This window comes from Paraburkholderia sp. J12, assembly GCF_905220215.1.
GTDB lineage: Bacteria > Pseudomonadota > Gammaproteobacteria > Burkholderiales > Burkholderiaceae > Paraburkholderia.
Window position 1 is genome coordinate 1 of sequence record NZ_CAJMZC010000002.1, and the last position, 13,405, is coordinate 13,405.

Here is a 13,405-nt window from a genome sequence, read left to right on the forward strand (position 1 = left end):
AGCGGTTGACGTGGAGAGCCTGCGCCGTCACTATGCGCACACGCTCGACCTCTGGGCCGAGAACTTCGAGGCGCGCGCCGAGGAAGCGAAAAAGCTCGTGGACGACGAGAAGTTCCGCATCTGGCGCGTGTATCTGGCGGGTTGCGCCTACGCGTTCGAGCACGACGACGTCTCGATCTACCAGATCGTCTGCCGCAAGGCCGGCCGCAGTGCGACGACGCTGCCGTGGTCGCGCCGCTACATGTACGAACGACCGCTCTGACGTGGCAAGGGGCGCGGCGCCGCGCGCGCCGCCCCGTTGCACGCGCGGGGCGGCTGACCGAAACCGCACGACCGCACCCGCATGAACGATCGCGACGCCCCGGACACGCCGGACACACCGGACACTCCCGACGATAACCAGACCGACCTGTTCGGCTTTGTCGCCCCGGAACCGCCGGCCAAACCCGCCGGGACCAAAACACCGCGCGCAAAGCGTGACCCCGGCGCCGAAGCAGCCGCACCGCCTCCCGCCACGCCCGACCTGGACGGCTTCGAAGCCGCGGAACCCAATCGCCCCGAGCCCGCCGCAGCCCCGAAGCGCCGCGGCCGCGGCGTGCTTCCCATGGTCGCCGACCCGCTCACGCTCGACCTCGCCGCCGACCTGCCGGCACAGGTGCGTTTAGGCACGTCGTCGTGGTCGTTTCCGGGCTGGCGCGGCATCGTCTACGGCGAGGATTACAGCAACGCAAAGCTCGCGCGCGACGGTCTTTCGGCCTATGGCGTCCATCCGCTATTGCGCTCGGTCAGCATCGACCGTTCGTTCTACGCACCGCTCTCGATTGCCGACTACCTGCGTTATGCCCAGCAGGTGCCGGACCATTTCCGCTTCATCGTAAAAGCCCCGGCGTCGATCACCGACGCCAGCGTGCGGGGCGAGCGCGGCGAGCCGATTGCAGCGAACCCCTGTTTCCTGAATCCGCAACTCGCGACGGCGGAGTTCGTCGAGCCGTGCCTCGCGGGCCTCGGCGATAAAACCGGCGCGCTGGTGTTCCAGTTCCCGCCGCTACCCGATCAGCTGCTGGCCGATCCGGCCGTGTTCGTGGAGCGCCTTTACGCGTTCCTGACGGCGCTGCCGCCGCTGCCCGCCGGACCCGACGGCCCGTGCTACGCCGTCGAAATCCGCGACGCGATCCTGCTGACGCCGCGGTTCGTACGCGCGCTGCGCGCGGCGGGCGTGCGTTACTGCGTGGGCCTGCACGCGCGCATGCCCGATCCGTTGCGTCAGGCGGCGGCACTCGCGCTGATGGACGGCGAAACGCCGGCCGGGCCGCTGATCGTGCGCTGGAGTCTGCATAGCGGATTTCGCTACGAGCAGGCCAAGGCGCGCTACGAGCCGTTCGACAAACTGGTGGACGAAGACCCGCACACCCGCGAAGCGCTCACGGAACTAGCCGCCCGCTATGCGCTCGCGGGGCAGCCCGTGCTGATCACGACGAACAACAAGGCGGAAGGGTCGGCGCCGCTCTCGTGCGCGAAGCTCGCGCGCGCGATTGCGGACGCATTTCTTCGGCTAAAGAGCGAGAAAGGCGGGGAAGAAGGAGACGCGGCGCCGATAAACGACGCCGCCGGGGAAGCACTGGAAGATTGAGAGTGCGTTACTCCGGCTTGAGCCGGTGCGCGAACTTCTGCCGGAACTTCGCCACCTTCGGCGCCACCACGAACGCGCAATAGCCCTGATTCGGGTGCTGCGCGAAGTAGTTCTGGTGATAGGCCTCGGCAGGGAAGTAGTTGCCGTCGAGCGGCAGCACCTGGGTGACGATCTGCCCGTCGTAGACACCTTCGGCGGCAAGCTCCCGAATCGCCTGCAGCGCCGTCTCGCGCTGCGCTTCCGAGTGCGTGAAGATCACCGAACGGTATTGCGTGCCCACGTCGTTGCCCTGGCGGTTGAGCTGGGTCGGATCGTGGATCGCGAAGAAGATGTCGAGAATCTCGCGGTAGCCGATCTTCGCCGGGTCGAACGTCACGTTGACCACTTCGGCGTGGCCCGTGTCGCCGTCGCAGACCTGCTCGTAGCCCGGATTCTCGACGTGGCCGCCTGCGTAGCCCGACTCCACCGCGAGCACACCCTGCACGCGCAGGTACACCGCTTCGAGGCACCAGAAACACCCACCGCCCAGTGTCGCAACTTCGGTTGCCGTTCCCACTGTCTGACTCATGCTGCTCGCTCCTTGAATTTGACTCGTTCCCGGCGACGATCCGCCGATCGCCGCTTTCTGCGTCCGATTTTACGGCCGCGTTTGCGACCGCTTTTGCGTCCGTAACCCCGCGCAAGCACCAGGGCCGCAGGCACCTCAGCCAGCCGCATCCGTTAAAATTGTGACGATACGCCGGTTTTCCACATGACACCGATCCCGACTCACCCCTTCTTCGCGTCCAGTCTCGCGCCGTACCGCCGCGCGAGCGGAGCCACCCGCCGATGAGCCGCCGCGCCAGCCCGCCCAATTTCGACGATGCCGCCTTTCGCCGCGCGCTCGGCCAGTTCGCCACCGGCGTCACCGTCATCACGACGCGCGCTCCCGATGGCCAGCTGGTCGGCATCACCGCCAGTTCGTTCAACTCCGTTTCGCTCAATCCGCCGCTCGTGCTGTGGAGCCTCGCCACGCGCTCGGCCTCGCTCCCCGTATTCCGCACCAACAGCCACTACGTCGTGAACGTGCTGGCCGCCTCGCAGCTCGACCTGTGCAAGCGCTTTGCGACGGTGAAGGGCGACCGCTTCGAAGGCGTCTCGCACGCGGCCGGCAACTCGGGCATGCCCGTGCTGGACGGCGCGCTTGCCTGGTTCGAGTGTCACAACCGCAGCCGCTACGACGAAGGCGACCACGTGATCTTCGTGGGCGAGGTGGAGCGCTGCGGCGTGCGCGAAGACGGAGCCGACGCCACGCCGCTCGTGTTCCACGGCGGCGGGTTCCATCAGCTGCAATCGCTCTGAGCGCCCCGTGCGCCGCCCTGGCCTCAGGCTCAGGCTCAGGCAATGGCGCTCTTCACTTCCTTCTGCTGGATCAGATCGACGGGCACGCCCGCCTCGATCTTGAGCGTCGTGAGCACGATGTTCGAGCGGATGTCCATCACGCCCGGCGCCTTGTAGAGCTTGTTGAGCACGAAGTCCGAGTAGTGCTTGAGATTGTGGGCGAGCACGCGCAGCAGGTAGTGCGTTTCCCCTGTCACGACATAGGCGCCCACCACTTCCGGCCAGTCCCGTAGCGCCGCCACGAACCGCTCGTGCCAGCTCTCCTGGTCGTTGCGCATCGATACCTGCACGAACGCCTCCATCTCGAAACCGAGAATCTCCCGGTTCAGGCTCGCGCGGTAACGCTCCACCACCCCCTGCTCTTCCAGCAACCTCAAGCGCCTGAGACAAGCCGACGGCGAGAGCGAAATGCGCTCCGCCAGGTCGAGGTTACTGATCCGCCCCTCGTTCTGCAGTACGGCGAGAATCCGGCAATCCGTGGCATCGAGCGAGATTGCATTCATATTTGGTCTCCATTCCCGTCTTGACTTAAATTATGTGCCAACAACCGTGGTCCGCGGCGTTTTTTTCGCAAGCACATTTCACTCTAGCTTGCCTATCATTCGAAGCACAAGCAGCGAATGCGGATCAAAAACATGAACGACCTTTGGGACATCACCCCGCCCATCCAGTCTGAGACGCCCGTCTGGCCCGGAGACACGCCAGTCGGCATCGAACGCGTCTGGCGCATGGAAGCCGGCTCGCCCGTGAACGTGGCGCGCGTGACGCTTTCTCCCCACACGGGCGCGCATACCGACGCCCCGCTCCATTACGACGCACACGGTGCGCCCATCGGCGCGGTGCCGCTCGACGCGTACCTGGGCGTGTGCCGCGTGATCCACTGCATCGGCGCCGCGCCGCTCGTGCGGCCGGAGCACGTGGCGCATGCGCTCGCGGACGCGCCTCCCCGCATTCTGCTGCGCACCTATGACAAGGCGCCCGTGGAGCGCTGGGACAGTGCGTTCTGCGCCGTCGCGCCGGAAACGATCGACCTGCTCGCGGCGCACGGCGTGCGCCTGATCGGCATCGACACTCCGTCGCTCGATCCGCAGGAATCGAAGACGATGGACGCGCATCACCGCATCCGCGCGCACGGCATGGCGATCCTCGAAGGCATCGTGCTCGACGCGGTGGCGCCCGGCGACTACGAGCTGATCGCCCTGCCGCTCAAATTCGCGACGCTCGACGCAAGCCCCGTGCGGGCCGTGCTGCGCGCGCTGCCGGAGACGCCGCGTACGACCTGAACGGCCGCGCCCGGCAAACCGCCCGAGCCGACCCGACCCAATACCGAACCGATACCGAACCGCAGAACCCACCCCCATGACCGCCATGAACCACCGTACCGAAGCCGAGGCGCTGGACCGCGCCGACCCGCTCGCCGCACTGCGCGAGCAGTTCGCGCTCGCGCCCGACACCATTTACCTCGACGGCAACTCGCTCGGCGTGCCGCCCAGGGCAGCCGCCGCACGCGCCCAGGCCGTAATCGGCGAGCAATGGGGCGAAGGCCTGATCCGCAGCTGGAACACCGCCGGCTGGTTCGCGCTGCCGCGGCGCCTCGGCAACAAGCTCGCCCCGCTGATCGGCGCCGCCGAAAACGAAGTGGTCGTCACCGACACGATCTCGGTGAATCTCTTCAAGGCCCTCTCGGCCGCGCTGCGCGTGCAGAACGAACGCGACCCGAAGCGCCGCGTGATCGTCTCCGAACGCTCGAACTTCCCGACCGACCTCTATATCGCGCAAGGCCTCATCGAGCAGCTCGACCGCGGCTACGAGCTGCGCCTGATCGACGATCCCGCCGACCTGCCCGCCGCGCTGACCGACGACGTGGCCATCGCCATGATCACGCACGTGAACTACCGCACGGGCTACATGCACGACATGCGCGCCGTCACCGAACTGATCCACGCGCGCGGCGCGCTGGCGCTGTGGGACCTCGCGCACTCGGCAGGCGCGGTGCCGGTGGACCTGAACGGCGTGAACGCCGACTACGCGGTGGGCTGCACCTACAAGTACCTGAACGGCGGCCCCGGTTCGCCCGCTTTCGTCTGGGTGCCGAAACGTCATCAGAACGCGTTCTCGCAGCCGCTTTCGGGCTGGTGGGGCCACAAGAAGCCCTTCGAGATGAGCCCCGACTATCGTCCCGACGACGGCATCGGTCGCTTCCTGTGCGGCACGCAGCCCATCGTGTCGATGTCGCTCGTCGAATGCGGTCTCGACGTGTTCCTGCAGACCGACATGCAGGCCATCCGCCGCAAGTCGCTCGCGCTCACCGATCTTTTCATCGAACTCGTGGAAAGCCGTTGCGCGGGCCTCGAGCTCACGCTCGTCACGCCGCGCGACCACAAGGAACGCGGCTCGCACGTGAGCTTCGAGCATCCGCACGGCTACGAGGTGATGCAGGCGCTGATCGCGCGCGGCGTGATCGGCGACTACCGCGAGCCGCGGGTGCTGCGCTTCGGCTTCACGCCGCTCTACGTGCGCTTCGTCGATGTGTGGGACGCCGTGGAAACGCTGCGCGACGTGCTCGCCAGCGAGCATTGGCGCGCGCCCGAATTCGCCGCACGCGGCGCGGTGACCTGAGGAGGCCCCCGCCATGACCGATCACATGCAGATTCCCGGCATCCCGGATGCGGGCGCCGCCCCCGAAGCCCATGCAGTCGACGCAACCGCAGCCGCAGCCGCACCGCGCGGCGGGTGCCCGTTCGGCGGCTCCGCCGCGCCCGCGGGCGCGCCGGCCCAGGAGAAGGCCCCCGGCGAGCCCGGCTGGCACGACGCCCAGCTCGACTTCTCGAAGTCGATGAGCTACGGCGACTATCTGGCGCTCGACGCGGTGCTCAACGCCCAGCATCCGCTCTCGCCCGATCACAACGAAATGCTGTTCATCGTGCAGCACCAGACGAGCGAACTGTGGATGAAGCTCGCGCTCTACGAGCTGCGCGCCGCGCTCGCGAACGTGCATCGCGACGCGCTGCCGCCCGCGTTCAAGCAGCTCGCGCGCGTCTCGCGGATTCTCGAACAGCTGGTGCAGGCGTGGAACGTGCTCTCGACGCTCACGCCCTCCGAATACACGGCGATGCGGCCGTATCTGGGCGCCTCGTCGGGCTTCCAGTCGTACCAGTACCGCCAGATCGAGTTCCTGCTCGGCAACAAGAACACGCAGATGCTCAAGCCCCACGAGCACCGGCCCGAGATCCTCGAACAGGTCAAGGCCACGCTCGAAGCCCCCTCGTTCTACGACGAAGTGATCCGCCTGCTGGCGCGGCGCGGCTTTGCGATCGCGCCGGAGCGGCTCGCGCGCGACTGGTCGCAGCCCACGGTTCACGATGCGACGGTGGAAGCGGCCTGGCTCGAGGTCTATCGCAATCCCTCGCAGTACTGGGATCTGTACGAAATGGCCGAGGAGCTCGTCGATCTCGAAGATGCGTTCCGCCAATGGCGCTTCCGCCACGTCACGACCGTCGAGCGGATCATCGGGTTCAAGCAGGGCACGGGCGGCACCAACGGCGCGCCATATCTGCGCAAGATGCTCGACGTCGTGCTGTTCCCCGAGCTGTGGCACGTGCGGACCGTGCTGTAACACGCCGGCGCGGCGCACAAACGAATACGGCCAGCATTGCGCTGGCCGTATCTTTTTTGGCGCTACTGACTGCATAGCGCCTGAAATCCGCCTCAGACCACCACGGTCTGCGCTTCGCCCGCCTGGGTTTCGCGCACCGCGCCGATCTTCCAGACCTGCTCGCCGGCAGCCGTTAGCAGTTCGAGCGCCTGATCGGCCTGATCGGCGGACACGACCACCGCCATGCCGATGCCGCAGTTGAACACGCGGTGCATTTCCGCATCGGCCACGCCGCCGTGCTTCTGCAGCCACGAGAAGAGCGGCGGCAGCGGCCACGCGCGGTGGTCGAGCTCGGCCGTGAGGCCGTCGCGCAGCACGCGCGGAATGTTCTCCACGAGGCCGCCGCCCGTGATGTGCGCCATGCCCTTCACCGCGACCTGCTGCATGAGCGCGAGCAGCGGCTTCACGTAGATGCGCGTGGGGGCCATGAGCGCGTCGGCGAGAGTGCGGCCGTCGAAGTCGGCGTTCAGGTCCGGCTGCGCGCGCTCGACGATCTTGCGCACGAGCGAGAAGCCGTTCGAGTGGATGCCGCTCGAGGCGAGACCCAGCACCACGTCGCCCGGGACGATCGTGCTGCCGTCGATGATCTTGCTCTTTTCGACCGCGCCCACCGCGAAGCCCGCGAGATCGTACTCGCCGTCGGGGTACATGCCCGGCATTTCCGCCGTTTCGCCGCCGATCAGCGCGCAGCCCGCCAGCTCGCAACCGTAGGCGATGCCCTTCACGACGGTGGCCGCCGTGTCCACGTCGAGCTTGCCGCAGGCGAAGTAGTCGAGGAAGAAGAGCGGCTCGGCGCCCTGCACGAGGATGTCGTTCACGCTCATCGCGACGAGATCCTGGCCCACCGTGTCGTGTTTGTTCAGATGAAAGGCGAGGCGCAGCTTGGTGCCCACGCCGTCCGTGCCCGACACGAGCACCGGTTCCTTGTAGCGCTTCGGCACTTCGAAGAGCGCGCCGAACCCGCCGATGCCGCCCATCACGCCGTCGCGCAGGGTCTTCTTCGCAAAGGGCTTGATGCGGTCGACGAGTGCGTCGCCCGCGTCGATGTCCACGCCGGCGTCGCGGTACGAGAGGCCCTGGGCGCCGGCGCCCTGGTCGGATTTCGGTTGATTCATGGGGAAGTGCCAGAAGGTCGGTAAAATGCGATTTTAACCGATTGAAGGCGCCCCGCCGCCGCGTCCAGGCCGAGAAAAGTGTCCGCCGCGGCGCCCAAGGTGTGGCGCGGGGCGTCGGTCGGCCCGCTTTGCCGCCCCGCTTTGCCCCCAATCGGGCCGCCCGAACACCGAAAACCCACGCGCCCTACGACCGGAAACCCACGTTTTGTCGCCGAATACACCGATTTTCACGCCGTATCAGCGCCAGGCCTTCATCTGGGCCGCGCTTGCGATCGCCTTCGGCATCGTGCTCTGGCTGCTGCGGCCGGTCCTCACGCCGTTCCTGCTCGGCGCGATCCTCGCCTATATCCTCCAGCCGGGCGTGGCCTGGCTCGTGCGTCACCGCGTGCCGCGCGGCCTCGCGGCGCTCGTGATGATCCTGCTGTTCGCGGGCGTGGTCACGATGCTCGTCGTGCTGCTGCTCGCCGTGATCCAGAAAGAGGGGCCGCAGCTCAAGCAGCAGGTGCCCGTCATGTTCACGCACCTGCACGACTGGCTCCAGCCCAAGCTCGCGATGTTCGGCATGCAGGACACGCTCGACTTCCAGAGCCTGCGCGACATGGCGACGAGCAAGCTGGAAGACAGCGCCCAGTCGGTCGCGCTTTACGCGTGGGCGTCGCTGCGCACGAGCAGCGACGTGATGATTACCGTGATCAGCAACGCCGTGCTGGTGCCGCTCGTCCTCTTCTATCTGCTCTACGACTGGAACGCGATGCTCGCGCGCCTCGCCACCTTCATCCCGCGCCGCTGGGTCGCGCGCACGCTGGAGCTGGCCGGCGAGATGGACGCCATGCTCGCGCAGTACCTGCGCGGCCAGTTGCTCGTGATGGCGATCCTCGCGGCCTACTACGCGGTCACGCTGTCGATCGCCGGTTTCGAGGTGGCGCTGCCGGTGGGCGTCTTCACCGGGCTCGCCGTGCTGATCCCGTATCTCGGCTACGCCACGGGTCTGGTGCTCGCGCTCGTCGCCGCGCTGCTGCAGTTCGGCAACTGGTATGGGCTGGGCGCCGTCGCCCTCGTCTATGGCATCGGCCAGGTCCTGGAAGGCTTCTTCCTGACGCCGCGCCTCGTCGGCGAGCGCATCGGCCTGCACCCGCTCGCGGTGATCTTCGCCCTGCTCGCGTTCGGGCAGCTGTTCGGTTTCTTCGGCGTGCTGCTCGCGCTGCCGGCGAGCGCGATCCTCTCGGTCGCCTTGCGCGAGCTGCGGCGCAGCTACCTCGACAGCTCGCTCTACAAGAACTAGAACTGAAACTGACCGATTCAAGCCTGACCCCACCGTGCAGCGACAGTTAACGCTCGATCTCGGCACGCCGCCGCCTTCGACCTTCGACAACTTCCATACCGGCGCCCACGCCGAGCTGGTCGCGCGCCTGCGCGGGCTCGACGCGGCGCTCGCGGCCGGCCCGGTCGCCGACCGCACGTTCTACATCTGGGGCGAACCCGGCAACGGGCGCAGCCATCTGCTGCACGCGCTCGTCCACGAAGCGCCGCCCGGCCATGCGCGCTACCTCGGGCCGCAAAGCGCGCTCGCGGCGTTCGGCTTCGACCCGCGCGTGGCGATCTACGCCGTGGACGACTGCGACGCGCTCTCCGGCGCCCAGCAGATCGCGCTCTTCAACCTCTTCAACGAGGTGCGCGCGCACCCTACCTGCGCGCTCGTCGCGACGGGCGCCACGGCGCCGATGGGGCTCGCCGTGCGCGAGGACCTGCGCACGCGTCTGGGCTGGGGGCTCGTGTTCCACCTCGCGCCGCTGACCGACGAAGGCAAGGCCGCCGTGCTCAAGCGCGCGGCGCGCGAGCGCGGCATCGCGCTCGCCGACGACGTGCCCGCCTACCTGCTCACGCACTACCGCCGCGACATGCCGAGCCTGATGGCGCTGCTCGACGCGCTCGACCGCTTTTCGCTCGAACAGAAGCGCGCGGTGACGCTGCCGCTCCTGCGCACGATGCTGGCGGCCGGGTTGCCCGTGGCGGGCGGCGCAGCGGAGCCGCCCGGGGACGACGCCGGCGCAGGCGAGACCGCCGATGCAGGCGGCGAACTGGACTTCGGCACCGCTGACGAAACCGGCGAAACTGGTTTTTCGGCTCTATCGCCGGTTGAAGCGCCGGTTCAAGCGCCGAAAACGTCCATCGAGCCCGAAGCGCAGCCGCAAAACGAAACCGGCAGCCCAGCCGCCCCCGACACGCCCTACGAAGCCCCTCGTCCGCCCGCCGCCCACGCGCGCCCGAGCGAACCCGCGCCCTTCGTCACCCCCACCGACAACGTCGACGGCGAGCTCGGCGCGCCGTTTCGCGATGTCGTCGATCGCGAGCTGGGCGCCGCCTTGAAGGGCGAAGTCGAAGCCGACGTCAGCGGCGAGCAGAACGGCGAACTCGGCGGCGACCTCGACGCCGGCGCGGCAGGCGCGCCCACGGCGCCCGCCGCACCTGCCGCGCCCGCCCCTTCCCCCGACGCCGCAGGCAGTCCGGCGCCTCGCGCCGAAGAGCAACCACCGAGCCCCGAAGCCGGCACCGGCAACGGCATCACCCGCTTCAAGTAAAATGAGCGCCCATGGCTAACCTTGCACTTTTCGATCTCGATCACACGCTGATCCCCACCGACAGCGACCACGAATGGGGCCGCTTCATGGTGAAGCTCGGCATTGTCGATGCCGAGAGCTTCGCGAAGCAGAACGACCGCTTCTTCGCCGACTACAAGTCCGGCGTGCTGGACATCCACGCTTACCTCGTCGCCATGCTCACGCCGCTCGCGAAGTATTCGCGCGCGCAGTTGAAGATCTGGCACGACCAGTACATGCACGAAGTCATCAAGCCGGCCATCGTGCCCGCGGCGATGGAGCTCGTGCGCAAGCACAAGGACGCGGGCGACCTCTGCTGCATCGTCACCGCGACCAACGAATTCATCACGGGTCCGATCGCCGAGGTGTTCGGCGTGGACAAGCTGATCGCGTGCGAGGTCGAAACCGTGGACGGCCAGCCAGGCTCCCCCTACACCGGCCGCCCGACGGGCACGCCCAGCTACCGCGAAGGCAAGATCGTGCGCACCGAAGCGTGGCTCGCCTCGCTCGGCAAGCACTTGTCCGACTTCGAGCACAGCTACTTCTACAGCGACTCGCACAACGACATTCCGCTGCTCGAGAAGGTCACCGACCCGATCGCGACCAACCCCGACGCCACCCTGCGCGCCCATGCGCAAGCAGCTGGCTGGCCCATCCTCGATTTGTTCCAGGCCTCGTGATCAAGAAATTCATCCGCAAGCTGTTCGGCCAGGACAGCGCCTCCGACGCGGCCAGCGGCGACACGCCGCCCCCGTCCGCCGAGACGGCCGCCCCCGCCCGTGCGCCCCGCGCTGCCGCCCAGAACGGCCGCAAGCCCGAAGCCGCCGGCGACGACAGAACGATACGCGGGCCGAAATCCCGCGCGCCGGCCAAAGCCAAAGGCGGCGGCGCCAGAAACGGCGAACCCACGGCGCCGGTCATCCTCTCCGCCGACGTCCACGGCATCAACCCGTCGCTCATCTCGAGGAACGCGGTCCGCGTAACCGAAGGCCTGCAGCAGGCGGGCTTCCGGGCGTTCATCGTGGGCGGCGCGGTGCGCGACCTGCTGCTCGGCGTCGCGCCGAAGGACTTCGACGTGGCCACCGACGCCACGCCCGACGAAGTGCAGAAGCTGTTCCGCCGCGCGCGCATCATCGGCCGGCGCTTCCAGATCGTGCACGTGCAGTTCGGCCAGGAAATCATCGAAGTCTCGACCTTCCGCGCGCTGGTGGATCCGCCGCCGGCCACGGAGGCCGGCGCCGCCCCGACTGCCGCCGCTGCCGCCGCCGGTGCTTCAGGCGGCCGGCGCATGCGCCGCGAAGAGCTCGACCGCAAGACCCACGCGGTGGACGCGAGCGGCCGCGTGCTGCGCGACAACGTGTGGGGCGAGCAGCACGAAGACGCCACGCGCCGCGACTTCACGATCAACGCGATGTACTACGACCCGGCCACGCAGACGGTGCTCGACTATCACAACGGGATGGCCGACATGCGCGCGCGCCTGTTGCGCATGATCGGCGACCCGGCCACGCGCTATCGCGAAGACCCGGTGCGCATGCTGCGCGTGGTGCGCTTCGCGGCGAAGCTCGGCTTCGAGATCGAGGAGCGCACGCGCGAGCCGATCCAGGAACTCGCCGACCTCATCAACAACGTGCCGGCCGCGCGTCTGTTCGACGAGATGCTCAAGCTCCTGCTCTCCGGCCACGCGCTCGAATGCCTCAAATGGCTGCGCAAGGAAGGGCTGCATCACGGCCTCCTGCCGCTCCTCGACGTGGTCCTCGAAGAGCCGCAGGGCGAACGCTTCATCTCGCTCGCGCTCTCCAGCACCGACGCGCGCGTGCGCGCGGGCAAGCCGGTCTCGCCGGGTTTCCTGTTCGCCACGCTCCTCTGGCACGACGTGCAGCAGCGCTGGCAGCAGTACACGGCCGCGGAGGAATACCCCGTGCCCGCGCTGCATCGCGCGATGGACGACGTGATCGACGCGCAAACCGAAAAGCTGGCGATCCATCGCCGCTACTCGTCGGACATGCGCGAGATCTGGGGTCTGCAGCAGCGCCTCGAAAAACGCGGCCGCGGCGCGATCAAGCTGCTGGAACACCCGCGTTTCAGAGCAGGGTATGATTTCCTCCTGCTGCGCTGCGAATCGGGCGAGCTCGATGCCGCGGTAGGCCAGTGGTGGACGGATTTCATCGATGGCGACGGCGCCGCGCGCGAATCGCTCCTCTCCGAAGGCGGCAGGGAGCGCGCTCCGCGCAAGCGCCGCCGCCGCGGCGGGGCGAAGAACCGCAAGCCGTCCGAGGGTGAAGGCGCAGGGACGCCGGCGCACGCGGACGAAGGCGGCCCCGACGAGGAGTAACGGTACGGCCAGGCCTGCGGGCCTTGCAAGCCCCGCGAGACGTGACGCAAGTGAACGAACCGGAAACGACAGTCGCAGGAAGTGAAGCCATGACGGTTGCCTGGCTGGGAATCGGCGCGAATCTGGGGGATGCGCGCCAGACCCTCAAAGACGCGGTGGTGTGCCTTGCACAACAGCACACCCTCACCGTGCTCGCGAAGTCGAGTCTCTACCGCAGCGCGCCCATCGACGCGGGCGGCGACGACTATTTGAACTGCGTCGTGAAGCTCGAAACGCCGCTTTCGGCGCACGAGCTGCTGGCGCTGTGCCAGCGCGTCGAGCATCACTTCGGCCGGGAGCGTCCCTTTCACAACGCGCCGCGCACGCTCGACATCGACATCCTGCTGTACGGCGACGCCGTGATCGACGAACCCGACCTGAGCGTGCCGCATCCGCGCATGACGGGCCGCGCATTCGTGCTCGTGCCGGCCGTCGAGATCGAAGCGGATCTCGAGATTCCGGGCCGCGGCCCGGCGAGCGCCTTTCTCGCCGCCGTCGCCGATCAGCGCATCGAGAAGGTCAAGCCGATGTGCCAGTGCATGGGCGCCGCACCCGCGACTTCCAGCCCGGCCGCCCCCCCAACCGCCGCTTCGGACAACGACCCGGGCACGCCGGATGGCGCGGCGCCGGGCCGGACCTGCCGGTGATCGCGCC

Annotated in this window: 13 protein-coding genes and 1 pseudogene; 11 read left to right on the forward strand and 3 right to left on the reverse strand. The window is 68.0% G+C overall.

Annotation, left to right across the window (positions count from 1 at the left end; translation table 11 throughout):
* Positions 1-262, forward strand: a 262-nt coding sequence (locus U5760_RS04935; protein WP_322010059.1) for a class I SAM-dependent methyltransferase, incomplete at its 5' end; no start/stop codon positions are given.
* 81 nt (positions 263-343) lie between these two features.
* Positions 344-1,630, forward strand: coding sequence for a DUF72 domain-containing protein (locus U5760_RS04940; protein ID WP_322010060.1), 1,287 nt, complete (start codon positions 344-346; stop codon positions 1,628-1,630).
* Between the two features lie 7 nt (positions 1,631-1,637).
* On the opposite strand, the gene msrA is transcribed toward U5760_RS04940, so the two are convergent.
* Positions 1,638-2,198, reverse strand: a complete 561-nt coding sequence (msrA, locus tag U5760_RS04945; RefSeq protein WP_322010061.1) for a peptide-methionine (S)-S-oxide reductase MsrA — start codon at positions 2,196-2,198, stop codon at positions 1,638-1,640.
* A 260-nt stretch (positions 2,199-2,458) separates the two neighbouring features.
* On the opposite strand from msrA, the gene U5760_RS04950 reads away from it, so the two are divergent.
* Entirely contained in the window at positions 2,459-2,971 is a 513-nt protein-coding gene (locus U5760_RS04950) for a flavin reductase family protein (protein WP_322010062.1), read from the forward strand.
* 35 nt (positions 2,972-3,006) lie between these two features.
* Here U5760_RS04950 and U5760_RS04955 read toward each other — a convergent pair whose 3' ends face one another.
* Positions 3,007-3,513, reverse strand: coding sequence for an Lrp/AsnC family transcriptional regulator (locus tag U5760_RS04955; RefSeq protein ID WP_322010063.1), 507 nt, complete (start codon positions 3,511-3,513; stop codon positions 3,007-3,009).
* A 132-nt stretch (positions 3,514-3,645) separates the two neighbouring features.
* Here U5760_RS04955 and kynB point away from each other — a divergent pair, with 132 nt between their 5' ends.
* The 3 genes from kynB (at position 3,646) to kynA (ending at position 6,626) form a co-directional block, all read left to right on the forward strand.
* Positions 3,646-4,293: an arylformamidase gene (gene kynB / locus U5760_RS04960; protein ID WP_322010064.1), complete on the forward strand. Its 648-nt coding sequence runs from the start codon at positions 3,646-3,648 to the stop codon at positions 4,291-4,293.
* Between the two features lie 85 nt (positions 4,294-4,378).
* Positions 4,379-5,629 carry a kynureninase gene (kynU, locus tag U5760_RS04965; protein ID WP_322011049.1) on the forward strand — a complete coding sequence of 417 codons (1,251 nt, stop codon included), beginning with the start codon at positions 4,379-4,381 and terminating at the stop codon, positions 5,627-5,629.
* A gap of 13 nt (positions 5,630-5,642) precedes the next feature.
* The gene (kynA, locus tag U5760_RS04970; protein ID WP_322010065.1) at positions 5,643-6,626 is read left to right on the forward strand and encodes a tryptophan 2,3-dioxygenase; all 984 of its coding nucleotides are present in this window, start codon (positions 5,643-5,645) and stop codon (positions 6,624-6,626) included.
* A 92-nt stretch (positions 6,627-6,718) separates the two neighbouring features.
* Here kynA and purM read toward each other — a convergent pair whose 3' ends face one another.
* Positions 6,719-7,780, reverse strand: coding sequence for a phosphoribosylformylglycinamidine cyclo-ligase (gene purM / locus U5760_RS04975; RefSeq protein WP_322010066.1), 1,062 nt, complete (start codon positions 7,778-7,780; stop codon positions 6,719-6,721).
* Between the two features lie 205 nt (positions 7,781-7,985).
* Between purM and U5760_RS04980 the strand changes: the two genes are divergently transcribed.
* From U5760_RS04980 to folK, 5 genes and pseudogenes are all read left to right on the forward strand, one after another.
* A complete protein-coding gene (locus U5760_RS04980; protein ID WP_322010067.1) occupies positions 7,986-9,062 on the forward strand; it encodes an AI-2E family transporter in 1,077 nt (358 codons plus the stop codon).
* A gap of 34 nt (positions 9,063-9,096) precedes the next feature.
* Positions 9,097-9,777, forward strand: a pseudogene (gene hda / locus U5760_RS04985) (DnaA regulatory inactivator Hda); the annotation flags it as partial.
* A 593-nt stretch (positions 9,778-10,370) separates the two neighbouring features.
* Positions 10,371-11,057 (forward strand): HAD family hydrolase, encoded by a 687-nt coding sequence (locus tag U5760_RS04990; RefSeq protein WP_322010068.1) that lies wholly within the window; start codon positions 10,371-10,373, stop codon positions 11,055-11,057.
* Positions 11,054-12,712, forward strand: a complete 1,659-nt coding sequence (pcnB, locus tag U5760_RS04995; protein WP_322010069.1) for a polynucleotide adenylyltransferase PcnB — start codon at positions 11,054-11,056, stop codon at positions 12,710-12,712. The genes U5760_RS04990 and pcnB overlap by 4 nt, the downstream gene beginning before the upstream one ends.
* Before the next feature lie 89 nt (positions 12,713-12,801).
* Positions 12,802-13,398, forward strand: coding sequence for a 2-amino-4-hydroxy-6-hydroxymethyldihydropteridine diphosphokinase (gene folK / locus U5760_RS05000; protein ID WP_322010070.1), 597 nt, complete (start codon positions 12,802-12,804; stop codon positions 13,396-13,398).
* The last annotated feature ends 7 nt before the right edge of the window (positions 13,399-13,405 follow it).

What these genes read in the sequence shown, in the direction of transcription:
- U5760_RS04940 (WP_322010060.1), top strand. Translation starts at nt 344, where the DNA reads ATGAACGATCGCGACGCCCCGGACACGCCGGACACACCGGACACTCCC.
- msrA (WP_322010061.1), bottom strand. Translation starts at nt 2,198, where the DNA reads ATGAGTCAGACAGTGGGAACGGCAACCGAAGTTGCGACACTGGGCGGT.
- U5760_RS04950 (WP_322010062.1), top strand. Translation starts at nt 2,459, where the DNA reads ATGAGCCGCCGCGCCAGCCCGCCCAATTTCGACGATGCCGCCTTTCGC.
- U5760_RS04955 (WP_322010063.1), bottom strand. Translation starts at nt 3,513, where the DNA reads ATGAATGCAATCTCGCTCGATGCCACGGATTGCCGGATTCTCGCCGTA.
- kynB (WP_322010064.1), top strand. Translation starts at nt 3,646, where the DNA reads ATGAACGACCTTTGGGACATCACCCCGCCCATCCAGTCTGAGACGCCC.
- kynU (WP_322011049.1), top strand. Translation starts at nt 4,379, where the DNA reads ATGAACCACCGTACCGAAGCCGAGGCGCTGGACCGCGCCGACCCGCTC.
- kynA (WP_322010065.1), top strand. Translation starts at nt 5,643, where the DNA reads ATGACCGATCACATGCAGATTCCCGGCATCCCGGATGCGGGCGCCGCC.
- purM (WP_322010066.1), bottom strand. Translation starts at nt 7,780, where the DNA reads ATGAATCAACCGAAATCCGACCAGGGCGCCGGCGCCCAGGGCCTCTCG.
- U5760_RS04990 (WP_322010068.1), top strand. Translation starts at nt 10,371, where the DNA reads ATGGCTAACCTTGCACTTTTCGATCTCGATCACACGCTGATCCCCACC.
- folK (WP_322010070.1), top strand. Translation starts at nt 12,802, where the DNA reads ATGACGGTTGCCTGGCTGGGAATCGGCGCGAATCTGGGGGATGCGCGC.